Consider the following 22,130-nt stretch of genomic DNA (forward strand, 5'->3'; position numbering starts at 1 on the left):
CTAGTGCAGGTCGGTGATGTGCCCTGAAACGGGTGCGTTCTGCGGCTGGAACATCTTGCCCCGCTCGGCGATGAGAATCATCAGCAGTGCCGCGACAGAGACGCTGCAGAAGCCGGCGGCCAGCGGTGTCACCGTGCCGTTGAAGGCCTGGCCGATCAGCGTGCCGAGAATGCCGCCGAGAAAAGTCTGCATGAAACCCAGGATGGACGACGCCGTGCCGGCCAGTTGGCCGAGCGGCTCCATCGCCAGCGCGTTGAAGTTGGCGCCGAGCGCGCCGAACGGAAGCATGGCGCAGGCGAAAAAGGTGACGAAAAGCCAGAGCGGCATCCTCATTTCCAGCGAAACAACCAGCCAGACAAGGCTGATGACCAGAAACAGCAGCAGTGCGCTTTGCGACAGGCGACGCATGCCGATACGGCCGACAAGGCGTGAGTTCAGAAAATTGGAGAAGGCGAGCACGCCGGCGACCCCGGCGAAGATGACCGGAAACATCTCGCCGACATTGAATATGTCGACATAAATCTGCTGCGCCGAGGCGATGAAGCCGAACATGGCGGCGAAAATGAATGTGCTGGCGAAGGCATAGCAGATCGCGATGCGGTTGGTGAGCACGATGCGGAAACCACCGACGATGGCGTTGACAGTCAGCGGCCGGCGATATTCCGGATGCAGCGTTTCCGGCAGGCGCAGCAGCGACCACGCCGAGACGATCAGGGCGCCGACGGCCATGGTGACGAAGATCCAGTGCCAGGTCGCGAACAGCATAATGAACTGGCCAATGCCGGGAGCAATGACCGGGATGGCCATGAACACCATGAAGATCAGCGACATCACCTCGGCCATGCGCCGGCCGTCGAACGTATCGCGCACGATCGAGACGGCGATGACGCGGGTCGCGGCCGCACCCAAGCCTTGCACGGCACGGCACAACAGAAGTGTTTCAAAGCTTGGTGCAATGGCGGCCGCGGCCGCCGCCGCCACGTAGATGATCAGACCGGCGACCAGCGGCGCGCGACGGCCGAAACGGTCCGACACCGGCCCAAAGAACAGCTGGCCGCCGCCGAAACCGAGAATATAGGCGGTGACCACATACTGCCGATGGTTTTCATTCTCGACGCCGAGCGAGGCGCCGATCTGCTGCAGGGCCGGCAGCATGATGTCGATGGCCAGCGAGTTCAGCGCCATCAGCGCCGCGCACAGCGCAATGAACTCCCAGCGCGGAATGGGCAATTTGCTTGCCGACTGCGACGCTGTTGATTGCTGGTCCACGGCAAGTCCGATCTCTAAAAACGAAAACGCGCCGGCGGGCCGGCGCATTGGCTCGTCTTGGTCCCGACGTCAGGGACATAAAATTGCCGGGGTGGGGCTGCCCCGGTGTTCAGTGCATGTCGATAAGGGCATGCACAACCGAAATCAGGCGGCGCCTTTGACGCTGACGCCCTTTTCGACCAGGAATGTCTGCAACTCGCCGGCCTGGAACATTTCGCGGACGATATCGCAGCCGCCGACGAATTCACCCTTGACGTAGAGCTGCGGGATCGTCGGCCAGTTGGAATATTCCTTGATGCCCTGGCGCAGTTCGGCGGAGTCCAGGACGTTCACGCCCTTATAGTCGGCGCCGATATAGTCGAGAATCTGCACGACCTGGCCGGAAAATCCGCACTGCGGGAAACCGGGTGTGCCCTTCATGAAAAGGACGACGTCGTTGCCCTTCACTTCATTGTCGATGTAGTCGTTGATACCGCTCATGGACGATCCTTTCACGCCTGTGGGAGTCAGGCTCGAAGCATGTCCTTCAAATAAACCCATCGATTGCCCGAAACAAGACGTTAGCCGTACCGTGGCTGAAATGGCGCAAAGGATGGGCCGTCTTGGGCCAAGCGGCTTGAGGCGCTTCCTGGCCGCCTCTGCGTGCCGGCTGGAATGCCTTAATCGGGAACGCTGGTCTGGAGCGCCAGTGCGTGCAGCACGCCGCCCATATTGCCCTTCAAAGCGTCATAGACCATCTGGTGCTGCTGGACGCGGCTCTTGCCGCGAAAGCTCTCGGCCACCACCTCGGCAGCGTAGTGGTCGCCGTCACCGGCCAGATCGCGGATCGTCACCTTGGCGTCCGGAATGCCGTCCTTGATCAGTTTTTCGATGTCGTGGGCATCCATTGCCATGGCAAAATCCTGTTTCGAGCGGCCGGCAACCGGCCATGCGATGTGACTCGCCAGAGCCTAGAGCCTTTCCGGTCCGGATTGAAGCTGTTCCGTCCTGCCACGGGCAAGACGGCTTCAGAACGGGCCTAGGCCGGCGGGCTTGCTTCGTCCTCGGCAACATCCTCGCGCGTCGAGAAAGCGCGGCCGAGACTGAAGGCCAGCACATAGAGCGGAACGTTGATGACCAAGCTGACGATGGGGAGATAGCTGGTCATCTGCCAGAGCGGCGAGAAGAACGCCCGGCCATAGCCGTCGCAGACAAGCGAGGAGCCGTACTCCCACAGTCCCCCTATGACCGCCGCAACCGCAAAAAGCTTGATGCAGGTGACAATATGCCTTGCCCGCGCCGGATCTGGTGAAAGGCGGTCCCATAGGACCAGGCACAAGATCGGAACCGCATAGATGACGTTCTGCAAGGCCAACATCGGAATGGTGCCGTTGGCTGCGGCAAGGAACTCCTCACGCGTTTCCAGCCGGGCGCAAACCTCGCTCGAGGTCGTCGACAGCAGGAAAAAGACGAACGGCCCGAGGAACCAGAAGAAGAACAGCGACGGCCAGAAAACGACTGCAAGCAGCGCCCGGGCAGTCAGTCTGGTCAACTGGCCTGATCCATGAAACGGGGGAACCAGCCTTCGTGGACGGCGCTCAGTTCGCTGACCGGGATCGCTCGCGCCTCGCCGAGTTTCAGTGCGTTGCCGCCGGTCGAGCCGATCCACGGCGCGAAAATGCCGAGCTCGCTTTGCTGCTTGCGGATGGCATCCCATTCGTCGCCATGCGGGTCGATCGACAGCGTCAGCAGATAGCGGCCCTGATCCTCGCCGAACCAGACCGGGATCGGATCGGTGCCGACAAGCCCGGGGACAGTCGCGCCGATGCCGGACGCCATCGCCATTTCGGCCAGAGCCACCGCGATGCCGCCGTCGGAAACGTCATGCGCCGACGTGACGATGCCGGACGCAATCAAGGCCCGCACATGGTCGCCGACGCGCTTTTCATGCTCGAGATCGACCGGCGGCGGCGGGCCATCCGTACGGCTGTGGATATCGCGCATATAGACCGACTGGCCGAGATGCGTACCCCATGAGGCGGGAGCGCCGACCAGCAGGATCATCTGCCCTTCGGCGGCGAAGCCGGTGCGCACCATCTTCGACCAGTCGGCGATCAGGCCGACGCCGCCGATCGTCGGTGTCGGCAGGATGCCCTGGCCGTTGGTTTCGTTGTAGAGCGAGACATTGCCGGAAACGATCGGGAAGCCGAGCGCACGGCAGGCGTCGCCAATGCCTTTCACCGCGCCGACCAGTTGACCCATGATCTCGGGCCGTTCCGGATTGCCGAAATTGAGGTTGTCGGTGGCGGCGAGCGGCAAGGCGCCCGTCGCGGTCAGGTTGCGCCAGCATTCGGCCACCGCCTGCTTGCCGCCCTCATAGGGATCGGCTTCGCAGTAGCGCGGCGTCACGTCGGAGGAGAAGGCGAGCGCCTTGGTCGCATGGCCATCGACGCGCACCACGCCGGCGTCACCGCCCGGAAGCTGCAGCGAATTGCCCTGGATCAGCGTATCGTATTGCTCCCACACCCAGCGGCGCGACGACAGATCGGGTCCGCCAAGCAGCTTCAGCAGCGCATCGGCAACATCGGCCTGCGGAATGTCGTTGGCGGCAAGCGGCGCCGGCTTCTTGGGCTCGACCCAGGGCCTGTCGTATTCGGGTGCCTTGTCGCCAAGGTCCTTGATCGGCAGGTTGGCGACCTCGTCGCCCTGGTGCAGAACGCGGAAGCGCAGATCGTCGGTGGTCTTGCCGACGATGGCGAAGTCGAGGCCCCATTTGTGGAAGATCGCCTCGGCTTCCTTTTCCTTCTCGGGGCGCAACACCATCAGCATGCGCTCCTGGCTTTCCGACAGCATCATCTCATAGGCACTCATGCGCTCTTCGCGCACCGGCACCTTGTCGAGATCGAGCTCGATGCCGAGGTCGCCCTTGGCGCCCATTTCGACCGCCGAGCAGGTGAGGCCGGCCGCGCCCATGTCCTGGATGGCGATGACCGCGCCCGAGGCCATCAGTTCGAGGCACGCCTCCAGTAGGCATTTTTCGGTGAAGGGATCGCCGACCTGCACGGTGGGGCGCTTCTCGTCGATCTTGTCGTCGAATTCAGCCGAGGCCATGGTGGCGCCGCCGACGCCGTCGCGGCCGGTCTTGGCGCCGAGATAAACGACCGGCAGACCAACGCCCTTGGCTTCCGACAGGAAGATCGCATCGGTCTTGGCAAGGCCCGCGGCAAAAGCATTGACCAGGATGTTGCCGTTGTAGCGGGCGTCGAAATTGACCTCGCCGCCGACCGTCGGCACGCCGAAGGCGTTGCCGTAGCCGCCGACGCCGGAAACCACGCCTGAGACGAGGTGCCTGGTCTTGGGATGGTCAGGCGCGCCAAAGCGCAGCGCATTCATCGCCGCGATCGGCCGCGCGCCCATGGTAAAGACGTCGCGCAATATGCCGCCGACGCCGGTCGCCGCACCCTGGTAGGGCTCGATGTAGGACGGGTGATTGTGGCTCTCCATCTTGAAGACGACGCAGTCGCCGTCTCCGATGTCGACCACGCCGGCATTCTCGCCCGGACCCTGGATGACCTGTGGGCCTGTGGTCGGCAAGGTACGCAGCCACTTCTTCGAGGATTTGTATGAGCAATGCTCATTCCACATCGCCGAGAAGATGCCGAGTTCGGTGAAGCTCGGCTCGCGGCCGACAAGGTCGAGGATGCGCTGATATTCGTCGGGCTTCAGCCCGTGCGCGGCGATGAGCTCGGGGGTGATCGGCACGGAATTGGAAATGGTCATGGGTGGCGATTTTTATCCGGGGCGTTGGGATTTGAGTCCCGTCTTATCGCAAGCTTTGAGGCCAATACACCCATGGATTGACGAAAAACGCAGGAAAGCCGGACAAAGCCACCGGGCAATCCTCGGCAGCGGCGATCCTGCGCGTGCGAGGCCCCTCGGAGTTCAGGAGAAGCTGTCGTAGCCGGCGCGGCCCTCGTCGAGAAGCCGCCGGATGACAGCAACGCCTTCGGCGATATCCTTGCGTTGTCTTGGCTGCGAAATGCCGAAGCGGACGCCATGGAAAACCTGCTCGGAGCGGCCCGCCCTGAACTCGTCCTCGTCGTCGAGCAGCACGCCGTGTTCGAGGCAGGCGTTCTTGAATGTGCCGGAAAGCCACGGATCAGGCAGGGTGAGCCAGACAAAAGGCACCTTGTCGTGCGCCTTGAACTCAAATCCGGCCAAAGTCTCGCGTACGATCGCGATGCGGGCGCCGATTTCGGCGATGCTGCGCTTGCGTATCTCAGCGGCCTGGCCGGACAGCACCAGCCGGGCATTCACCTCCGCCAGCAGGAAGGGCATGCCGCCCGTCATCATCTTGTGGGCGACGCGGATGCGATGGCGATAAGCTGGTGGGCAAGAGAGCCAACCACCGCGAATGCCGGCCGCCACCGATTTCGACAGGCCGCCGGCGACGATGGTGCGTTCGGGCGCATATTCGGCAAGCAGCGGCGTCGGGTCATCGGTGAGGTCGCCGTAAAGGTCGTCTTCGATGAGGATGACATTGTACTCGCGCGCCACCCGGGCAATGGCCTCGCGGCGCGCGGCCGACAGCGTCACCAGCGTCGGATTCTTGGCCGTCGGCATCAGGAAGATCATTTTGGGATGTTTTTGCGCACAGACGCGCTCGAAATCGGCCGGGTCTAGGCCTTCGTCGTCCGATGCCACCAGCGCGGTGCGCCGGCCGATCAGCCCGGCACTACGCGATATCTGCGAATAGGTGAGGTGCTCGAAAGCAACATAATCGCCGGGTGTGGTCAGCGCTGCGATCGCCGCCATCACAGCGGCATGGGTGCCGAGCGTCGGAACGATGGTGTCGGCGGTTGGGCGGAAGGAGTTTCGCGATAACCAGCGGGCGCCGGCTTCGTACCAGCGGTCTGGAAAATCCCGCGTGTAGCTCGAAATCTCATGCGGATGATCCTGTGCCGTGCGCGACAGGACATCGGCGACATCAGTGCCCTGGCCGATATCTGGCGCTGCCGTGCTGTCGAACCGCAGCTTGTCTCTGGGCGCATCGATGTAACGCGTGCCCTCGGCGTTGACGTCGGGAGCCAGTGAGTCCGGCGTCACACCCCCAGCGCGCTGGCCGAGCACATAGGTCCCACGCCCGACTTCGCCGCTCACCAGTCCGCGCTCGCGCAGCAATTGATAGGCCCGCCCGACCGTGCCGACGGTGGTGCCGATGTCGTAGGCGAGATCGCGCTGCGGCGGCAATTTTGCGCCGGCATCGATAACGCCCCGGTCGATGTCGGTTTCAATGGAATCCGCCAGGCGTTGATACAGCGGGCCGGAGCCAGCGGTGAGATCTGGAAGCCAATTTGTCATGGTGACAATTTTCTATATTGCACCGAAATATGAGTCAATACATATCAGCGGCATGAAAAAAGGGTACAATTAAGAGCTCTGGTGCAAAGAAAATGAATACAATCGCGACAATCCCTCATTCGAGGGCCGAGTTACCATGTCAACCGGCACGCCCGTCGGGCCGTCGCGGCTTTGTCAGCCGTCTGATGCGCTTGGTCGGGTCGCTGGCGAGATGGATCGACAATCTGCTGGAGCGCCGGCGCAGCCGGCTGGCATTGCTAGAAATGACCGACGATCAGCTCAAGGATATCGGCATCTCGCGCTGCGATGCCCATCACGAGGGGCTCAAGCCTTTCTGGGACTAAGCGCGAACGTGTTTCAAAAAGACCATCGCCAAGAGCGAAAACTAACGATTGCTGCCCGGTGCCCGCAGGCGTGAAACGCTGCGGTCCGCGAGGACTGCGATGATGCACAGCACGAGAAAAAGTCCGGTGATGGCAAGCGCCGAGATGGCGACGCTGGCTGGGCCGTTCTTGGCGACATCGAGGAAGGGGTAGGGCACCTCGCCGGCAAGCGGCGCCCGCGCCAGCGCATAGACCAGATAGGCCACGGGATAGAGCATCCACCAGGAGATGTCGCTCCAACGTGTCCTGCCGTCGGCGCCTGATGTCAGCCACCACAGAACGAACAGCACCGGCGTCACATAATGCAGTAGCACATCGCAGAGCAGGAACAGCCCCTGCGGCTGCCAGAGCTGTGCCAGAACCGTCGCATAGACGATGAAGACCAAAGCAATCGAAACCGCGACACCCGCCCGCATGCGTGGCCCGGCGAAGGCCGGCAGCCAGGCATAGCCGGTGGGCGACAACAGCGACGTGTGCACCAGGACCGCGCCGATGTTGGTCAGGATGGTGAAGAAGCTGAACAGGAAGACGATCGAGCCGAGCAGGCTGCGGCCGGCTTCCATCGATGCTGGAATGGTGATGCAGAACTGCAGGACGAGCCCGGCCAGGCCTATGGCCAGACCCGCGATCTGCAGAAAGCGGCCCATCGACTATGCTGTTGCCGCGCAGGCCGGGTTGCCGGCTTGCCAGCGCGCGATGTCCGAGCCGATGCGCGCGCCGAGCGGGTCGTTCATCAGCGGTCCGAACGCGTCGACGCGGCTTGAATTGCCTTGCGCCTGCACGACCAGCAATGGTTTGCCACCATAGTGCTTGGCGGGCACCAGCAGGAAACGCGGCGTGCCGCTGAACGAGTTCAATTCGTTGGCCATCTGGTATTGCTTGAAGGCTGGGTCCTTGCTGGCGATCCAGCATTTATGGGCTGATATCGCCACTTGTTCCATGGCCAGCAACGATGCACTTTTGCCCGAGGGAACAGGCGCGCTTTTTGGGGTCGATTGGCAGGATGCCAGGGCAAAGCCCGCCGCGGCGACGAAGGCGATCGTCTTGCTCTTGATCAAGCGGCACCCATCTCGAGTTCGGACAGAAAGATCTTCAAGCCGTCGGTCATCTCGCCCCACACCTGCGACAATGCCGGGTGTTGCAGGGCGATTTGTTCGTAAGCATCGAATTTGGGATAGGCGTCGAGCAGGTCGTGGCGGCCCGTCATCGCCCGGAAATTGTTGAAGATGAACCGCGTCGGCGTCAGCCAGGCATCGGCGAAGCTGATGTCGTTGCCGAGCGCGAAGGGGCCTTGCGCCATGCGCGTCTCGATCGCCGCCAGCCCGTGGTGCAGGCGGGCGAACTGGGCTTCGATCTCGGTATTGTTTCGCTTCTGCACGAAATGAAGCTCGAAAAGCTTCATCGTCGGGGCCAGCACGTCGAGGTCGGTGATACGGGCAAACATGCGCACCAGCGCGCGATCCTTGGAATCTGGCGGCAGCAGCGCGGGTTCCGGAAACCGCTCCTCGAGATACTCGGCGATGACCACCGATTCGAGGATCGTTTCGCCCGAACCGGTGATCAGCACCGGAATCCGGTTCAGCGGTGAAATGGCGCGAAACTCTTCCGGGATCGGAAAACCGGGCGGCGGCGCGATGATCTTGAGCGGAACGTCCTTGATGTAGGCCAGAGCCCGCACGATCGACGAATAGGGCGACAACGGCCGCGAATAGAGTTTCATGACCGTCTCTCTCCCCAATGAAGCGGACTTGCCCAACAAAATGAGCTGGAATGTCCGGCTGTTTTCAAGGCGTACGCCTCGATGATGTCAGGCGGCAATGCCGAGGGCACTTTCGAACAGCGCGCGGCCGTCGTTGCCGCCATGGGCTGCTTCGATCAGGTTTTCCGGATGCGGCATCAGGCCAAGCACATTGCCGCGCTCGTTGATGATGCCGGCGATGTCGTTGATCGAGCCGTTCGGATTGGTGCCTTCGGCGTAACGGAACACCACTTGGCCTTCGCCTTCGAGACGGGCAAGCGTCTCGGCGTCGGCGAAGTAGTTGCCGTCGTGATGCGCGACCGGCGAGCGGATGATCTGGCCCGGCTGATAGCGGCGGGTGAACATGGTGTTGGCGTTGGCGATCTGCAGCTTGACCTGCCGGCAGACGAATTTCAGTGAAGTGTTGCGCATCAAGGCGCCAGGCAGCAGGCCAGCCTCGACCAGGATCTGGAAGCCGTTGCAGACACCGATGACCATCACGCCCTTGGCCGCCTTTTCGGCAACCGCCCGCATGACCGGCATGCGCGCGGCGATCGCGCCGCAGCGCAGATAATCGCCGAAGGAAAAGCCGCCCGGAATGGTGATCAGGTCGACATCGGGGATTTCGGTGTCGGTCTGCCAGACGGTGACCGGCGGTTTTCCCGAAATCTTGGTCAGCGCCGCGATCATGTCGCGGTCACGGTTGAGGCCAGGAAGAAGGACGACGGCTGATTTCACGTTAGGCAATCTCCACCGCGTAATTCTCAATCACCGTATTCGCCAGGAGCTTGTCGCACATGGCCTTCAGGTCGGCCTCTGCCTTGGCCTTGTCGCTTTCGGCCAGTTCGACGTCGAACACCTTGCCCTGCCGCACCGCGCCGACGCCGCCGAAGCCCAGCCCGGACAGCGCGTGCTCTATCGCCTTGCCTTGCGGGTCGAGAACGCCGTTCTTGAGGGTGACGGTAATGCGGGCCTTGATCACGCTGGACATGCTCCTGTTCTGGGTATCGGGGCGCAAGCCGCTATCAGTGCGGCTTGCCTTTGACGCCTTCGGTCGAGGCGACGAGCACCGGACCCGTGGGGCGCACGGGCTCGTTCTCGTTCATGATTCCAAGGCGACGGGCAACTTCCTGGTAAGCTTCGACCAGGCCGCCCATGTCGCGGCGGAAACGATCCTTGTCGAGCTTGTCATGCGTCGCCACGTCCCACAGGCGGCAGGAGTCCGGCGAGATCTCGTCGGCAACGACGATACGCATCATGTCGCCCTCGAACAGCCGGCCGCACTCGATCTTGAAGTCGACGAGCTGGATGCCGACGCCCATGAACAGGCCGGAGAGGAAGTCGTTGACGCGGATGGCAAGCGCCATGACGTCGTCGATCTCCTGCGGGCTCGCCCAGCCGAACGCGGTTATGTGCTCTTCCGACACCATCGGATCGTCGAGCGCGTCGGCCTTGTAGTAGAATTCGATGATCGAGCGCGGCAAGACGGTGCCTTCCTCGATGCCGAGGCGCTTGGACAGCGAGCCGGCGGCGACATTGCGCACCACCACTTCGAGCGGAATGATCTCGACTTCCTTGATCAACTGCTCGCGCATGTTGAGCCGGCGGATGAAGTGGGTCGGAATGCCCATGCGGTTGAGGTGGTTGAAGATGTGCTCGGAAATACGGTTGTTGAGCACCCCCTTGCCGTCGACGACCTCATGTTTCTTCTTGTTGAACGCGGTTGCGTCGTCCTTGAAGAACTGGATGAGCGTACCCGGCTCGGGTCCCTCATAGAGGATCTTGGCCTTGCCTTCATAAATGCGGCGGCGATTTTTCATCTGATTTTTCTCTGGATTTCCGGACAGGCGGCAAGCGACCATTTCCTGTCCGTCTGCCTGAAATAGTGCGGCTACGGTAGGGTTCAATGCCGGGTCTATCCCAATCACACCATTTGCTCAATCGGCAAATCCTTCCAATCAACCGCTTTCGGGACCGAAATGCCGCAGCGCAGCATGCGACGAAGCGTATTGACCGGCTCGCGACCTTTTGGTTTGTGCTTCGTCAACACATATAGATCATCACCAGCGAATCGATTTCCATCGGAGGGATGCCATGAGCAGCATGAAGGACCGCGAAGAGGGCTTTGAGCGCAAATTCGCATTCGACGAGGAACTTCGGTTCAAGGCCGCGGCGCGCCGCAACAAGGCGCTCGGCCTGTGGGCCGCCGAAAAACTCGGAAAGTCGGGCGCTGATGCCGATGCCTATGCCAAGGAAGTGGTTGTTTCCGACATCGAGGAAGCCGGCGACCACGACGTGTTCCGCAAGATCCGCAAGGATTTCGATGCGGCCGGGGTCGACCAGTCGGACCATCAGATCCGCCGCACCATGGACGAACTGATGGCGCAGGCGATCGAGCAGATCAAGAACACCTGATCCAACCACACGCTGGACCAATCGACCGCCCGGCCTATCCGGGCGGTTTTTCTTTGCCTTTGCAGCGGTTTCCGGCTGAAACTGCCGACGCTAACAAAGGAAAGATTAGATGTCCCTGAAGTCCCGTCTTGCAGCCGACGAAACGCTGTTCACCGCATGGTCCGGCGTGCCGGATGCCTTGACTGTCGAGATCGTCGCCAAGCAGGGTTTTGATGCCGTCACGCTCGACATGCAGCATGGCGGCCACCACGAGGACAGCGTCTTGCGCGGCCTCGTGCCCGTGCTCGCCACAGGCAAACCGGCGCTGGTGCGCATTCCCGTCGGCCGCTTCGATATGGCAAGCCGCGCGCTCGATTTCGGCGCCGAGGCCGTCATTGCGCCGATGGTGAATTCGGTGGCCGATGCGAAGCTGTTCGCCGCCGCCATGAAATATCCGCCGCTCGGCGAGCGCTCTTGGGGGCCGACCTATGCCTTTCCGCGCCATGGCAAAGGCGACCAGGCCGAATGGCTGCGCGACGCCAATCAGCGCACCATGGCCTTCGCCATGGTCGAGACCCGCGCGGCTCTCGACGCGCTCGACGGCATCCTCGACACGCCGGGCATCGACGGAATCTTCCTCGGGCCATCCGATTTCTCGATCGCGTGGAGCAACGGCGCCACGGTCAATTCAACGCTGGAAAGCATGATGGAGACCGTCGCCTCGGTCGCCGAGCGCACTCGCAAGGCCGGCAAGCACGCCGCGATCTATGTTGTCGAGCCGGCGATCGCCGGCCGCGTCGTGTCGATGGGCTACCGGCTGCTGGCCATGGGCTCCGAACACGCTCTGATCGGGCTCGGTGCCAAAACCCTGCTGAACAGCGTCAGGGATTCGATCGGCTCCTGAGCGAGGGAGCCGTGGTCAAGCAACTCAGGCCTTTAGATCCGTCAGGAACTTGGCGAAGGTCATCGAGCCTTCGGGCCACGGCCCGAAGCCCGAATCCGCGTTGAGATGACCGGTCTCGCCGGCGTCGATGAACAGTGAACCCCACGCGCCGGCAATGTCCTCGGCGACATCGAACGCGCAGAACGGGTCGTTGCGGCTGGCGATCACCAGGGAAGGAAACGGCAGCGGCTCGCGCGGGTAAGGGCCGAAGGTCATCAGGTGCCTGGGCCGCATATCGGGATTGGCGACGTCGGGCGGTGCCACGAAAAAGGCTCCTGCAACCGTCTTCTTGAATTGCGGAATGGCTTGCACCGCGGCAGCGACACCGAGCGAGTGAGCGACGATGACAACCGGTCGCTCGGCCTCGTTGACAGCCTTGGCCACGCTCGCCGTCCAGTCGTCGCGCACCGGCTTCGACCACTCCGCCTGTTCGACCCTGCGCGCCGTTGACAATTTCGACTGCCAGCGGCTTTGCCAATGATCGGGGCCGGAGTTGGTATAGCCCGGCACGATGAGAATATCTGCTTCCTTGACCTTCATGGCGCTGAGATAGCGAGCGACGCCGCTTCGTGCAACGGTCATCAGGCTGCGCTCTTGATCACAATGGTGAACACGATGTTCGCTTCTTGCCATCTTGTGTGAACGATGCCGATGGACGATCTGTCGTAAGGAAAAGAAACAGCCGTGTGCGAAAACCCCGATTTTTGGGACCGACACGACGTATGATTTGGCGGCGCGGGGCTCTTGGCCTTGGGAGTTTCACCGCGGACCGGCCGAACGGAGCATTTTGATGAGCGAATTGCCTTTTGCCGCCACCACCCCGGTCAGCGTTGCCCGCGTCGGGTTGAAGGCGCGCGACGCCGAAAGTCTGGCCGCCTATTATCGCAAAGTCGTCGGACTGCAGGAGCTTAGCCGTGCCGACGGCGCTATCACACTGGGCGCCGCCAACCGGCCGTTGCTCGTCCTTGAGCCGGATCCTTCGGCGAAGCCCGACGATCCGCGCAGCGCCGGCCTGTTCCACACCGCATTCCTGCTGCCCAGCCGCGCGGATCTCGGTCGCTGGATCAACCATGCCATCGCCAACAAGATCGCCATCGATGGCGCCTCCGACCATCTGGTCAGCGAAGCGCTGTACATGACAGACCCGGAAGGCAATGGCATCGAGATCTATTCAGATCGCCGCCCGCAGGACTGGAAATGGAATGGCGACAAGGTGGCCATGGCGACGGAGCGGCTGAACATCCCGGCCGTCGTTGCCGAAGTGCCGGCGGGTGACGCCGGTTGGCAAGGGGCGCCGGAAAACAGCATTGTCGGCCATGTCCACCTGCGCGTTGGCAGGCCGGAAGACGCCGAAGCCTGGTGGAACAAGGAATTCGGCTTTGACACGGTGGCGAAATATGGTGGCCAGGCGGTGTTCCTGTCGTCGGGCGGTTATCACCACCACATCGGCGCCAATGCCTGGCAGAGCGCCGGCGCAGGCCGCCGCGACGCCGCTCGCTCGGGCCTTGCCTGGGTCGAGATGCGTTCGGACAATGTAACCGGCGAAACGACCCGCGAGGACCCGTGGGGCACGGTGATCAGGACTGTTCCCGGCAAGGCCTGAGCAGGCACCGGCAACGCCAAGCGAAAGAGGCCCGCCGGCCAGTGGCCGGGGCGGGCCTCTTTTTTATGTTGGGGTGGCTCAAGCTTCCCCAAACACCCGCTTGAAGATCGTGCCGACATGCTTGGTGTGGTAGCCCAAGTCGAATTTCTCGCGGATCTCGGCTTCTGGCAAGGCAGCGGTTACTTCCTTGTCGGCCAGCAGTTCTTCAAGAAAATCAGCGCCTTGCTCCCACACCTTCATGGCGTTGCGCTGCACCAGCCGGTAGGAGTCTTCCCGCGACAGGCCGGCCTGCGTCAGCGCCAGCATCACGCGCTGCGAATGCACCAGGCCGCGGAACTTGTTCATGTTCTTCAGCATGTTCTCGGGATAGACGAGCAGCTTGTCGACGACACTGGTCAGCCGTGACAAAGCGAAATCGAGCGTCACGGTGGCGTCCGGTCCGATCATGCGCTCGACCGAGGAGTGCGAAATATCGCGCTCGTGCCAGAGCGCCACATTCTCCATCGCCGGCAGCGCCATGGACCGCACCATGCGGGCAAGGCCGGTGAGGTTTTCCGTCAGCACCGGGTTGCGCTTGTGCGGCATCGCCGACGAGCCTTTTTGGCCCGGCGAGAAATACTCTTCCGCCTCGAGCACTTCGGTGCGCTGCAGGTGGCGGATTTCGATCGCCAGCCGCTCGATCGACGAGGCGATGACGCCGAGCGTGGCGAAGAACATGGCATGGCGGTCGCGCGGGATCACCTGCGTCGACACCGGCTCCGGTTTGAGCCCGAGCTTTGCCGCGACGTGTTCCTCGACATAGGGTTCGATGTTGGCGAAGGTGCCGACCGCGCCGGAAATCGCGCAGGTGGCAATGTCCTCACGCGCATGCACCAGCCGTTCGCGGCAGCGCGAGAATTCGGCATAGGCTTGCGCCAGCTTGATGCCGAAGGTCGTCGGCTCGGCGTGGATGCCGTGGCTGCGGCCGATGGTGACGGTGTCCTTGTGCTCGAAGGCTCGGCGCTTGAGCGCAGCAAGCAGGCCATCGATGTCGGCGAGCAGGATGTCGCTGGCCCGGGTGAGCTGCACGGCAAAGCAGGTGTCGAGAACGTCCGACGAGGTCATGCCCTGGTGGATGAAGCGGGCGTCCGGTCCGACGAATTCGGCAAGGTGGGTGAGGAAGGCGATGACGTCATGCTTGGTAACGCGTTCGATCTCGTCGATGGCCGCGACGTCGAACTTTGCCGCGCCGCCTTTTTCCCAGATGGTTTTCGCGGCCTCTTTCGGAATGACACCGAGCTCGGCCAGCGCGTCGCAGGCATGGGCCTCGATCTCGAACCAGATGCGGAACCGGGTTTCCGGCGACCAGATGGCGACCATTTCCGGTCTGGAATAGCGTGGGATCATCGGTCAGTCCTGACGTGTCGAGGGGTTTGCCCGCGTCCTAACAGAGGCAGACAAAATGCTCAACGCTGCTGCCGCGCAAACCAGACGCTCGCGGCAAACAAGGCGACGAAACCAATCGGAAAAAACAGCCGGATGCCCAGCACCACGAACTGGTAGAGCGCCACCAGCGTCGTGAAGACGAACTGGATGGCCCAGGTGAGGGTGAAAGCGGGCTCATGCCATTCGGCATAGTAGGAGCGGTATTGCAGGGCAAACAGTCCGCCAGTCAGGCCGATGGTCGCCGCGGCAAGGCACACGAATGCCGCCGCGAAGGCGACCTCCCAGTGCTTTCCGAGCGAGACCAGCCGTGCCGCGAGCAGGCCAACCGGAAAGGCGAGGGCTCCGCCACCTGCAAACAGCAACGACACGGTGCGGATTTTCTCCGGCGTCTCCCAGGCGTCCAGGTTGACGAGCACGCTGGCGCCCATCGTCATGGCCCACAACAAGGCGCCGCAAAGCGCTGTGCGCCACCCTGGCAAGGCGCGGCGGATGTAGTTCGGGGCGCGACTGGGGATGGCGGCGTGCGGTGTCACAGGCGGCCAGTCACCGCGATCCAGCGAAAGTCCGGCCCCTCGAAGCCATATTGGCGCACCGCGATCAGCACCGCATAAGCGCTGAGATTGTCCATTGAAAACGTCTGCACCGCGCCGATCCGGTAGCCGTTCGGGCATCCCCGGCTCTTGGGGATCGACTTGTCCTCGTGCAGCAGCTTGGTCGCGCCGCCATCCTGCGCCACGGTGCGCAGCAGCCGGAAGCCATTGATCTCGCCCTGGCTCTCACAGCCTTCAGTGTTGTTCATGCCGATCTCGTCGAGCCGAAACTCGAGTGGTGGGTCGACCGGCGAAAAGATCGGGCGTGGATTGACTGCCATCCGGTGCGGATCGGCCGAAAGCTCGGTCACCGGGTTGAAACCTGCGGTGATGCCCCTGTTGGCGGTCAACTCCGCCTCGCTGACAATGGCCTCGCCTTTCTGCCGTGCCTGAAGGCGCGCCGCGTCGAGCTTGGCATTCTCGTCGTCGAGCCGGACCCGGATCGGGGTGCCCTTGAGAAAACTGTCGGTGCTGGTGTCGATGTAGTAGCGGTTGGCGTAGGGGAAGCCAGACCCGTCCTGCACGCCGTATTCCTCGAAGGCGAACACGCCCCCATCCCTGGTGAAACCGAGGATCTCCAGCTCGGCGACGTCGCCGGCATGGGCGGCGATCGACATCGCAAACTGCGCAAGCAGGAAAACGGCAAACGGAAAAAGCATTCGCATCGGTTCGTCACTCCGGCAGCCGATGATCGTTGCAATCCCCCTACCACGACGGAATCAAAACGTCGTGCGGTCTGAAAGCAGATGCATCCAATCGGCCCGTCATTTGTTATTGTCGGCAGTCCCAATGGAGAACCACCATGACCGACACCAGCAAAATTCGTGAGCATATGGAAGTCGTCGGCGCCGATGGCGTGCATGTCGGCACCGTCGACAAGGTCGACGGCAAGCGCATCAAACTGACCAAGGTCGACAGCGGCGAGGGCGCCCACAGGGGCCATCACCACTACATTCCCCTCAGCCTCGTTGCCGAGGTCGATGGCAAGAAGGTGTGGTTGTCCGCGAATTCGGATGTCGCGGTGACGTTCGAGGAAGAAAAGTCCGATCCGGTCTGATCGACCACTTCACCCCAGGCGCGACGCCCAGACGGGAAAAAGGTCGCCGTCGGCTGGCCTCGCCGCGTGGACGCCGCGGCTGATGGCGCGCGCCATCGTCGCTCCGGCCGCGGCATAGAGATCGATTGCCGCGTCCGCGGTGAGTTCTATGCCACTCTGGCCGGTTGCCAGCGCGAACACGAGGTCGCCATCGGCTGGCGTATGTGTCGGCCAGATGGCGCGCACGAAGCCGTCATGCGCTGATATCGCCAGGCGTTTCGCGGCGGCCTTGGTGAGAACCGCGTCCGTGGCAATGACGGCGACGGTGGTGCTGCCGCCAGTGTCCATCTGTCTTGCGACATCCTTGTCGCGGAATTTCAGCAGGATCTTTTTGGCGTCATCCGGCATTGGCGAGGGGTAGCCAAGTCCGCCGAATTCGTCACCGATTTCGAACGGAGCCGCCCAGAAATAACGGGTTCGGCCGACGGTCACCGAGCCGGTCGGATTGACGGCCGCCAGTGCCCCGACCGTGACGCCGCTTTCCAGCAGCGTCGAGGCCGAGCCGAGGCCACCCTTCAGTCCCGCGGTCAATGCGCCGGTGCCGGCGCCGATCGTGCCGAACTGGAAATCGGCGGTGGCGGTTTGTGCTGCTTCATAGCCGAGGTCGCGATAGGGTGGATAGCGGCCCCAATCCTTGTCGCCGCCATTGCGCAGGTCGAACAGGATCGCCGCCGGCACGATCGGCACGCGGAAGCCGCCCACCTCGAAACCGATGCCGCGTTCACGCAGAGCCGCCTGCACGCCGGACGCCGCGTCGAGGCCGAAAGCCGAACCGCCCGAAAGCACCACGGCATGGACCGCCTCGACCGAATTGTGCGGTTCCAGCAGATCGGTTTCGCGGGTGCCCGGCGCGCCGCCCAGGATTTGCACCCCGGCCACTGCCGGTTCATCGCAAAGGATGGTCGTGACGCCGGATTTCAGCCTCGCATCGGAAGCATTGCCGACGCGCAGGCCGGCAACGTCCGTGATCAGATTGCGCGGACCGGTGCGAAACATCAGTTGCTTTCCAAGGGTACGAAACGCGTGCCATCGAAGCGGAAGACGCGATAAGGGCTCTTGCTGAGGTCGCCTTTCGCGTCGAAGCGGACCGGCCCGATCGCAGTGGTGAAATCCTGTCCGGTCAGGGCTTCGGTCAGCGGCTTGCCCGAGGTTTCGGACAAGCTTGATGCCGCCTTGGCGATCTCGATCGCCGCATAGGCCGGCAGCGTGTAGCCGTCCGGCACGATTTTTCGCCCAGAGAAGCTTTCCAGCACTTTTGGATCGGCGACATCGGCCCATTCAGGCGGGGCGATCATCAGCGTGCCGGTGGCATATGGAACGTCGCCGGGTGGAGTGCGCAGATTCTCGCCGCCGGCAAAGACGATGCCGGCAGAGAGTTGCGCGGCATCGCGGCCCATGATGGCGATGTCCTCGCCGTCGCCGCCGGCGAAGACATGCGTCGCGCCGGCCTTCTTCAGCCGGCCAACCATCCCGATCTGGTTGTCGAGCTGTGGCCGGAACGTGTCGACGAACACCGGCTTCAGCGCCGCCTGCTCGGCCGCCGCCCGCAGCGTCTCGGCGATCTCGCGACCATAGATGGTGCCGTCGTCGATGACGGCGAACAACTCGTTCTGCCATAGACGGGTGAGGGCCGAGGCGACGGCGTTGCGCTCATCGTCGCCGCGTGGCCCGAGGCGATAGACCGGCCAGCCGGTCTTGGCGCGGCGGTCGGTCAGGCTTTCGGTTCGCACGCCAACCGTAATGACCGGAATGTTGGCATCCTTCAGGATTGGCATCGCCGCCTCGATCGCATCGGTGCAGAGAAAGCCGACCACGACATTGACCTTGGCCGCCGCGAATTCCTTCGCCGCGGCGCTGCCGCCATCGGCGGTACAGGCATCATCCGTGATCTTGAGCTCGACGCCATTCGCTTCGGCCGCCAGGCCGGTGCCGGCCTCGATCTGCTTGCCGAGGATCGCCGATGGTCCGGACAAGGGTGCGGCGACGCCGACCAGCAGCGTCTGGGCGCTGGCGGCGCTGGCCAGGAACAGCCAGACCAGTGCGGCAGATATCGTTGCCCCGGATCGCATCCTGTTGAAGAGTTCCTCCCAGCTGGCGACATTTCGCCGGCGCCAATTCCCGCCAAGACCTAAAGGCTGGCTGGCCTTGGTGCAACACGCGAATTTCAGTAGATGGGCCAAGCACTTCGCTTGTGGCATGTCGTATGTCGCCATATATAGCGGTAGGGTTCTGGCTGTGGAAAATTTCCGGTGCTGAAGAAGAACGACATTGGGCCGCAGGCCTATCGCGACGCGATGAGCCATTTTGCCGGCCACGTCCATGTGGTTACCACGGACGGGCCAGCCGGCAAGCGTGGTACGACGGTCATCGCGGCCTGTTCGGTGTCGGACACGCCGCCGACCATTCTGGTCTGTCTCAACCGCGAAAATGCCAAGAATGAGCTGTTCGTGAAGAACGGCAGATTTGCCTTGAACACGCTGGCGTCGCACCAGGAGCCACTGTCGGTTGGCTTTTCGGGTATCACCGGACTGTCGGTGGAGGAGCGTTTTGCGCTCGGCGAATGGGACGTGATCTCGACCGGCGCGCCAACGCTGAAGGGTGCGCTCGCCGTTTTCGACTGCGAACTGATCGACACCAAGGATCTGGCCACCCATCGTGTGCTTTTTGGCAAGGTGACAGGTCTGCGTATGGGCGATAATTTGCGGCCGCTGATCTACCACGCCCGCGGCTACCACGTTCTGGAAAGCGGAGCGGCGGCGTTCACGGAGAAAGAATGAGCGAGCTGAAACCGCGCGCCGCGCCGCGGACGATCGACGAGACACTCGATCTCCTGACCGGTGCGGACTATGTGGCGGACCGGTCGCTGGCGACCGTGCTTTTCCTGTCGCTGCGCATGAAACGGCCGCTGTTCCTCGAGGGCGAGGCCGGCGTCGGCAAGACCGAAATCGCCAAGGTGCTGGCGCAGGCGCTTGGCCGCCGGCTGATCCGCCTGCAGTGCTATGAAGGCCTCGATGTCTCGTCCGCCGTCTACGAGTGGAATTACGCCGCGCAAATGATCGAAATCCGCATGGAGGAGGCGGCGGGCAAGGTCGATCGCTCCGACATGGAGCGCAACGTCTTCTCCGAAAAATACCTGATCCGTCGTCCGGTGCTCGATGCGCTGACCGGCAAGGCTGGTGCTGCTCCGGTCTTCCTGATCGATGAGCTGGATCGTACCGACGAGGCCTTCGAAGCCTTCCTGCTGGAAATCCTGTCCGACTTCCAGGTAACGGTGCCCGAACTCGGCACCATCAAGGCGGAAGAGCCGCCGATCGTCATCATCACCACCAACCGCACCCGCGAGATCCACGACGCGCTGAAACGGCGCTGTCTCTATCACTGGGTCGACTATCCCAACGCCGAGCGCGAACTGGAGATCGTGCGCCGAAAGGTGCCGCAAGCCAACCAGCGGCTTTCGGCCGAGGTGGTTTCCTTCATCCAGAAGCTGCGTCAGATCGAGCTGTTCAAGGTACCGGGTGTCGCCGAGACAATCGACTGGGCCGGCGCACTGACCGAACTCGACAAGGTGGCGCTCGATCCGGAAACCGTGTCCGACACGATCGGCGTGCTGTTGAAATACCAGGACGACATTGCCCGTATCGAACAGGGCGAAGGCCGGCGCATCCTCAACGAGGTGAAGGCCGAGCTTTCGGCGGCGGAGTAGGGAAGGGCCATGCCGGTGTCTCGCCCCGAACCCAAGGAAGCCCGGCCGGACGGACGTATCGCCGACAACATCGTCTATTTCGCCCGCACCTTGCGCAAGGCCGGCATGCGGGTCGGACCGGCTTCGGTCAAGGACGCCATCGAGGCGGTGCTGGTTGCCGGCATCGGCTCACGCGACGATTTCTACTGGACGCTGCACGCCGTGCTTGTTTCGCGGCACGAGGATCACGCCATTTTCGATGAGGCCTTCCGGCTGTTCTGGAAGTCGCGCGAACTGATCGAAAAGATGCTGGCGATGTTTTCGCCGGTGGCGCCTGACGTCAGGGAGAAGCAGAAACCGCGCGCCGCCGAGAATCGCGTCAGCCAGGCGATGTTCGAGGGCCATCAGAAGAACCAGCCGGCCCAGGAAATCCCGGAGATCGAGGTTGATGCCCGCTTCACCTTCTCCGGCAACGAAGTGCTGCGCGGCAAGGATTTTGCCCAGATGAACGCCGCCGAGATGGCGGATGCCAGGAAGGCGATCGCCCGGTTGCGTTTGCCCTTCGACATGGTGAGGACCCGGCGTTTCAAGGCCGACGCGCATGGCCGCCGCATCGACCCGCGCGCCATGATGCGCTCGGCGGCGCGAACCGGCGGCGACTTGATCCTGCCGAAATACCGCTCACCGCGCGAAGTTCACCCGCCGCTGGTGGTGCTGGCCGACATTTCCGGCTCGATGAGCCAATACACGCGCATCTTCCTGCATTTCCTGCATGCGCTGACCGAAAAGCGCCGGCGCGTGCACACGTTCGTCTTCGGCACCAGGCTGACCAACCTGACCCGGCAGATGCGTCACCGTGATCCCGATGCAGCACTTGCCGATTGCTCGGCAGCGGTGAAGGATTGGTCGGGCGGCACGCGCATCGGTGACACGCTGGCCGAGTTCAACCGGCTATGGTCGCGGCGCGTGCTGGGGCAGGGCGCGGTGGTGCTTCTGATCACCGACGGGCTGGAGCGCGACGATGTCGCCGGTCTGTCGGAGGAAATGGAGCGCCTGCACAAATCCTGCCGGCGGCTGATCTGGCTGAACCCGCTGCTGCGCTTTGACGGTTTCCAGGCACGTGCCCGCGGCGTCAAGGCGATGCTGCCGCATGTCGATGAATTCCGCTCGGTGCACAACCTCGACGCGCTGGCCGATCTCTGCGCATCGCTAGACAAGAAGTCGGTGCTTTCAGTCGATCCGCGTCGATGGATGGAAGCTGGCGCGAGGCACGCCGCGTAGCCATATCTTTCCTTACCCGAAAAACAGACTCTTAGAGAAACGGTCATGGAAAACAGCATCTATCTCGATGAAGCCCGCGACCCACTTGTCATAGCCGAGGGCTGGATGAAGGACGGCAAGGACGTGGCCATCGCCACGGTGGTCGAGACCTGGGGGTCGGCGCCTCGCCCTGTGGGCAGCCATCTGGTCATCGACGCCGACGGTAATTTCCACGGCTCTGTTTCGGGCGGTTGCGTCGAAGGCGCGGTGGTGACCGAAGCGATCGACGTGATCGACAGCGGCAAGGCCAGGATGCTGGAATTTGGTGTTGCCGATGAAACCGCCTGGCAGGTCGGCCTGTCCTGTGGCGGCCGCATCAAGGTGTACGTGGAAAGACTGGGCTGATC

27 protein-coding genes are annotated in these 22,130 nt (G+C 62.8%); 9 read left to right on the forward strand and 18 right to left on the reverse strand.

The genetic code is table 11. From position 1 onward, the window contains the following. From NR193_RS11100 to NR193_RS11125, 6 genes are all read right to left on the reverse strand, one after another. On the reverse strand, positions 1-1,269 hold the full coding sequence (locus NR193_RS11100) for a multidrug effflux MFS transporter (protein WP_375162698.1): 1,269 nt from the start codon (positions 1,267-1,269) through the stop codon (positions 1-3). A gap of 144 nt (positions 1,270-1,413) precedes the next feature. Beyond that, positions 1,414-1,749: a Grx4 family monothiol glutaredoxin gene (gene grxD, locus NR193_RS11105; RefSeq protein WP_013532137.1), complete on the reverse strand. Its 336-nt coding sequence runs from the start codon at positions 1,747-1,749 to the stop codon at positions 1,414-1,416. A gap of 179 nt (positions 1,750-1,928) precedes the next feature. After that, the gene (locus tag NR193_RS11110; protein WP_010909092.1) at positions 1,929-2,162 is read right to left on the reverse strand and encodes a BolA/IbaG family iron-sulfur metabolism protein; all 234 of its coding nucleotides are present in this window, start codon (positions 2,160-2,162) and stop codon (positions 1,929-1,931) included. 125 nt (positions 2,163-2,287) lie between these two features. Then, positions 2,288-2,800, reverse strand: a complete 513-nt coding sequence (locus tag NR193_RS11115; protein WP_256750886.1) for a hypothetical protein — start codon at positions 2,798-2,800, stop codon at positions 2,288-2,290. Further along, positions 2,797-5,028: a phosphoribosylformylglycinamidine synthase subunit PurL gene (gene purL / locus NR193_RS11120; RefSeq protein WP_256750887.1), complete on the reverse strand. Its 2,232-nt coding sequence runs from the start codon at positions 5,026-5,028 to the stop codon at positions 2,797-2,799. Before purL ends, NR193_RS11115 begins: the two co-directional genes overlap by 4 nt. Before the next feature lie 162 nt (positions 5,029-5,190). Next, the gene (locus NR193_RS11125) at positions 5,191-6,609 is read right to left on the reverse strand and encodes a PLP-dependent aminotransferase family protein (RefSeq protein ID WP_256750888.1); all 1,419 of its coding nucleotides are present in this window, start codon (positions 6,607-6,609) and stop codon (positions 5,191-5,193) included. 92 nt (positions 6,610-6,701) lie between these two features. Here NR193_RS11125 and NR193_RS11130 point away from each other — a divergent pair, with 92 nt between their 5' ends. Continuing rightward, on the forward strand, positions 6,702-6,953 hold the full coding sequence (locus NR193_RS11130; RefSeq protein WP_256750889.1) for a DUF1127 domain-containing protein: 252 nt from the start codon (positions 6,702-6,704) through the stop codon (positions 6,951-6,953). Positions 6,954-6,994: 41 nt separating this feature from the next. Here NR193_RS11130 and NR193_RS11135 read toward each other — a convergent pair whose 3' ends face one another. From NR193_RS11135 to purC, 6 genes are all read right to left on the reverse strand, one after another. Continuing rightward, the gene (locus tag NR193_RS11135; RefSeq protein ID WP_256750890.1) at positions 6,995-7,639 is read right to left on the reverse strand and encodes a Pr6Pr family membrane protein; all 645 of its coding nucleotides are present in this window, start codon (positions 7,637-7,639) and stop codon (positions 6,995-6,997) included. A gap of 3 nt (positions 7,640-7,642) precedes the next feature. Further along, positions 7,643-8,050 carry a hypothetical protein gene (locus NR193_RS11140; RefSeq protein WP_256750891.1) on the reverse strand — a complete coding sequence of 136 codons (408 nt, stop codon included), beginning with the start codon at positions 8,048-8,050 and terminating at the stop codon, positions 7,643-7,645. Then, positions 8,047-8,712, reverse strand: a complete 666-nt coding sequence (locus NR193_RS11145) for a glutathione S-transferase family protein (RefSeq protein WP_256750892.1) — start codon at positions 8,710-8,712, stop codon at positions 8,047-8,049. Before NR193_RS11145 ends, NR193_RS11140 begins: the two co-directional genes overlap by 4 nt. Before the next feature lie 87 nt (positions 8,713-8,799). Next, positions 8,800-9,468, reverse strand: a complete 669-nt coding sequence (gene purQ / locus NR193_RS11150; protein ID WP_256750893.1) for a phosphoribosylformylglycinamidine synthase subunit PurQ — start codon at positions 9,466-9,468, stop codon at positions 8,800-8,802. 1 nt (position 9,469) lies between these two features. Further along, positions 9,470-9,712: a phosphoribosylformylglycinamidine synthase subunit PurS gene (gene purS, locus NR193_RS11155; protein WP_023810342.1), complete on the reverse strand. Its 243-nt coding sequence runs from the start codon at positions 9,710-9,712 to the stop codon at positions 9,470-9,472. Positions 9,713-9,755: 43 nt separating this feature from the next. Continuing rightward, entirely contained in the window at positions 9,756-10,550 is a 795-nt protein-coding gene (gene purC, locus NR193_RS11160; protein ID WP_256750894.1) for a phosphoribosylaminoimidazolesuccinocarboxamide synthase, read from the reverse strand. Positions 10,551-10,824: 274 nt separating this feature from the next. On the opposite strand from purC, the gene NR193_RS11165 reads away from it, so the two are divergent. Together NR193_RS11165 and NR193_RS11170 are read left to right on the forward strand one after the other, a co-directional pair. Beyond that, complete coding sequence (locus NR193_RS11165; protein ID WP_027028128.1) at positions 10,825-11,145, forward strand: DUF1476 domain-containing protein; 321 nt, start codon at positions 10,825-10,827, stop codon at positions 11,143-11,145. 109 nt (positions 11,146-11,254) lie between these two features. Beyond that, a complete protein-coding gene (locus tag NR193_RS11170) occupies positions 11,255-12,028 on the forward strand; it encodes an HpcH/HpaI aldolase/citrate lyase family protein (protein WP_256750895.1) in 774 nt (257 codons plus the stop codon). Between the two features lie 24 nt (positions 12,029-12,052). Here NR193_RS11170 and NR193_RS11175 read toward each other — a convergent pair whose 3' ends face one another. After that, positions 12,053-12,607: an alpha/beta hydrolase gene (locus NR193_RS11175; protein WP_256751025.1), complete on the reverse strand. Its 555-nt coding sequence runs from the start codon at positions 12,605-12,607 to the stop codon at positions 12,053-12,055. Between the two features lie 250 nt (positions 12,608-12,857). Here NR193_RS11175 and NR193_RS11180 point away from each other — a divergent pair, with 250 nt between their 5' ends. Next, positions 12,858-13,670, forward strand: a complete 813-nt coding sequence (locus NR193_RS11180) for a VOC family protein (RefSeq protein WP_256750896.1) — start codon at positions 12,858-12,860, stop codon at positions 13,668-13,670. A 78-nt stretch (positions 13,671-13,748) separates the two neighbouring features. Here NR193_RS11180 and purB read toward each other — a convergent pair whose 3' ends face one another. Genes purB through NR193_RS11195 form a run of 3 tightly spaced genes read right to left on the reverse strand, consistent with a single transcriptional unit; the run spans position 13,749 to position 16,350 of the window. Further along, on the reverse strand, positions 13,749-15,056 hold the full coding sequence (gene purB / locus NR193_RS11185) for an adenylosuccinate lyase (protein ID WP_256750897.1): 1,308 nt from the start codon (positions 15,054-15,056) through the stop codon (positions 13,749-13,751). A gap of 59 nt (positions 15,057-15,115) precedes the next feature. Further along, on the reverse strand, positions 15,116-15,628 hold the full coding sequence (locus NR193_RS11190) for a hypothetical protein (RefSeq protein ID WP_256750898.1): 513 nt from the start codon (positions 15,626-15,628) through the stop codon (positions 15,116-15,118). Then, positions 15,625-16,350: a DUF2259 domain-containing protein gene (locus tag NR193_RS11195; protein ID WP_256750899.1), complete on the reverse strand. Its 726-nt coding sequence runs from the start codon at positions 16,348-16,350 to the stop codon at positions 15,625-15,627. Before NR193_RS11195 ends, NR193_RS11190 begins: the two co-directional genes overlap by 4 nt. A 137-nt stretch (positions 16,351-16,487) precedes the next feature. On the opposite strand from NR193_RS11195, the gene NR193_RS11200 reads away from it, so the two are divergent. Beyond that, entirely contained in the window at positions 16,488-16,742 is a 255-nt protein-coding gene (locus NR193_RS11200) for a DUF2171 domain-containing protein (protein WP_256750900.1), read from the forward strand. 9 nt (positions 16,743-16,751) lie between these two features. Here NR193_RS11200 and NR193_RS11205 read toward each other — a convergent pair whose 3' ends face one another. Both NR193_RS11205 and NR193_RS11210 read right to left on the reverse strand, forming a co-directional pair. Beyond that, entirely contained in the window at positions 16,752-17,777 is a 1,026-nt protein-coding gene (locus NR193_RS11205) for a P1 family peptidase (protein ID WP_256750901.1), read from the reverse strand. Further along, the gene (locus NR193_RS11210; protein WP_256750902.1) at positions 17,777-18,850 is read right to left on the reverse strand and encodes a branched-chain amino acid ABC transporter substrate-binding protein; all 1,074 of its coding nucleotides are present in this window, start codon (positions 18,848-18,850) and stop codon (positions 17,777-17,779) included. The genes NR193_RS11205 and NR193_RS11210 overlap by 1 nt, the downstream gene beginning before the upstream one ends. 180 nt (positions 18,851-19,030) lie before the next feature. On the opposite strand from NR193_RS11210, the gene NR193_RS11215 reads away from it, so the two are divergent. Genes NR193_RS11215 through NR193_RS11230 form a run of 4 tightly spaced genes read left to right on the forward strand, consistent with a single transcriptional unit; the run spans position 19,031 to position 22,128 of the window. After that, a complete protein-coding gene (locus tag NR193_RS11215; protein WP_256750903.1) occupies positions 19,031-19,558 on the forward strand; it encodes a flavin reductase in 528 nt (175 codons plus the stop codon). Then, the gene (locus NR193_RS11220) at positions 19,555-20,484 is read left to right on the forward strand and encodes a MoxR family ATPase (RefSeq protein ID WP_091578306.1); all 930 of its coding nucleotides are present in this window, start codon (positions 19,555-19,557) and stop codon (positions 20,482-20,484) included. Before NR193_RS11215 ends, NR193_RS11220 begins: the two co-directional genes overlap by 4 nt. Before the next feature lie 9 nt (positions 20,485-20,493). Continuing rightward, entirely contained in the window at positions 20,494-21,744 is a 1,251-nt protein-coding gene (locus tag NR193_RS11225; protein ID WP_256750904.1) for a VWA domain-containing protein, read from the forward strand. A 45-nt stretch (positions 21,745-21,789) separates the two neighbouring features. After that, on the forward strand, positions 21,790-22,128 hold the full coding sequence (locus tag NR193_RS11230) for an XdhC family protein (RefSeq protein WP_091578308.1): 339 nt from the start codon (positions 21,790-21,792) through the stop codon (positions 22,126-22,128). The last annotated feature ends 2 nt before the right edge of the window (positions 22,129-22,130 follow it).

Source organism: Mesorhizobium sp. Mes31, assembly GCF_024519675.1.
Classification (GTDB): domain Bacteria; phylum Pseudomonadota; class Alphaproteobacteria; order Rhizobiales; family Rhizobiaceae; genus Mesorhizobium.

Coding starts and splice junctions, on each gene's coding strand:
- grxD (WP_013532137.1), bottom strand. CDS start 1,749: ATGAGCGGTATCAACGACTACATCGACAATGAAGTGAAGGGCAACGAC.
- NR193_RS11110 (WP_010909092.1), bottom strand. CDS start 2,162: ATGGCAATGGATGCCCACGACATCGAAAAACTGATCAAGGACGGCATT.
- purL (WP_256750887.1), bottom strand. CDS start 5,028: ATGACCATTTCCAATTCCGTGCCGATCACCCCCGAGCTCATCGCCGCG.
- NR193_RS11125 (WP_256750888.1), bottom strand. CDS start 6,609: ATGACAAATTGGCTTCCAGATCTCACCGCTGGCTCCGGCCCGCTGTAT.
- NR193_RS11130 (WP_256750889.1), top strand. CDS start 6,702: ATGAATACAATCGCGACAATCCCTCATTCGAGGGCCGAGTTACCATGT.
- NR193_RS11135 (WP_256750890.1), bottom strand. CDS start 7,639: ATGGGCCGCTTTCTGCAGATCGCGGGTCTGGCCATAGGCCTGGCCGGG.
- NR193_RS11145 (WP_256750892.1), bottom strand. CDS start 8,712: ATGAAACTCTATTCGCGGCCGTTGTCGCCCTATTCGTCGATCGTGCGG.
- purC (WP_256750894.1), bottom strand. CDS start 10,550: ATGAAAAATCGCCGCCGCATTTATGAAGGCAAGGCCAAGATCCTCTAT.
- NR193_RS11165 (WP_027028128.1), top strand. CDS start 10,825: ATGAGCAGCATGAAGGACCGCGAAGAGGGCTTTGAGCGCAAATTCGCA.
- NR193_RS11170 (WP_256750895.1), top strand. CDS start 11,255: ATGTCCCTGAAGTCCCGTCTTGCAGCCGACGAAACGCTGTTCACCGCA.
- NR193_RS11175 (WP_256751025.1), bottom strand. CDS start 12,607: ATGAAGGTCAAGGAAGCAGATATTCTCATCGTGCCGGGCTATACCAAC.
- NR193_RS11180 (WP_256750896.1), top strand. CDS start 12,858: ATGAGCGAATTGCCTTTTGCCGCCACCACCCCGGTCAGCGTTGCCCGC.
- purB (WP_256750897.1), bottom strand. CDS start 15,056: ATGATCCCACGCTATTCCAGACCGGAAATGGTCGCCATCTGGTCGCCG.
- NR193_RS11195 (WP_256750899.1), bottom strand. CDS start 16,350: ATGCGAATGCTTTTTCCGTTTGCCGTTTTCCTGCTTGCGCAGTTTGCG.
- NR193_RS11200 (WP_256750900.1), top strand. CDS start 16,488: ATGACCGACACCAGCAAAATTCGTGAGCATATGGAAGTCGTCGGCGCC.
- NR193_RS11205 (WP_256750901.1), bottom strand. CDS start 17,777: ATGTTTCGCACCGGTCCGCGCAATCTGATCACGGACGTTGCCGGCCTG.
- NR193_RS11210 (WP_256750902.1), bottom strand. CDS start 18,850: ATGCGATCCGGGGCAACGATATCTGCCGCACTGGTCTGGCTGTTCCTG.
- NR193_RS11220 (WP_091578306.1), top strand. CDS start 19,555: ATGAGCGAGCTGAAACCGCGCGCCGCGCCGCGGACGATCGACGAGACA.
- NR193_RS11225 (WP_256750904.1), top strand. CDS start 20,494: ATGCCGGTGTCTCGCCCCGAACCCAAGGAAGCCCGGCCGGACGGACGT.
- NR193_RS11230 (WP_091578308.1), top strand. CDS start 21,790: ATGGAAAACAGCATCTATCTCGATGAAGCCCGCGACCCACTTGTCATA.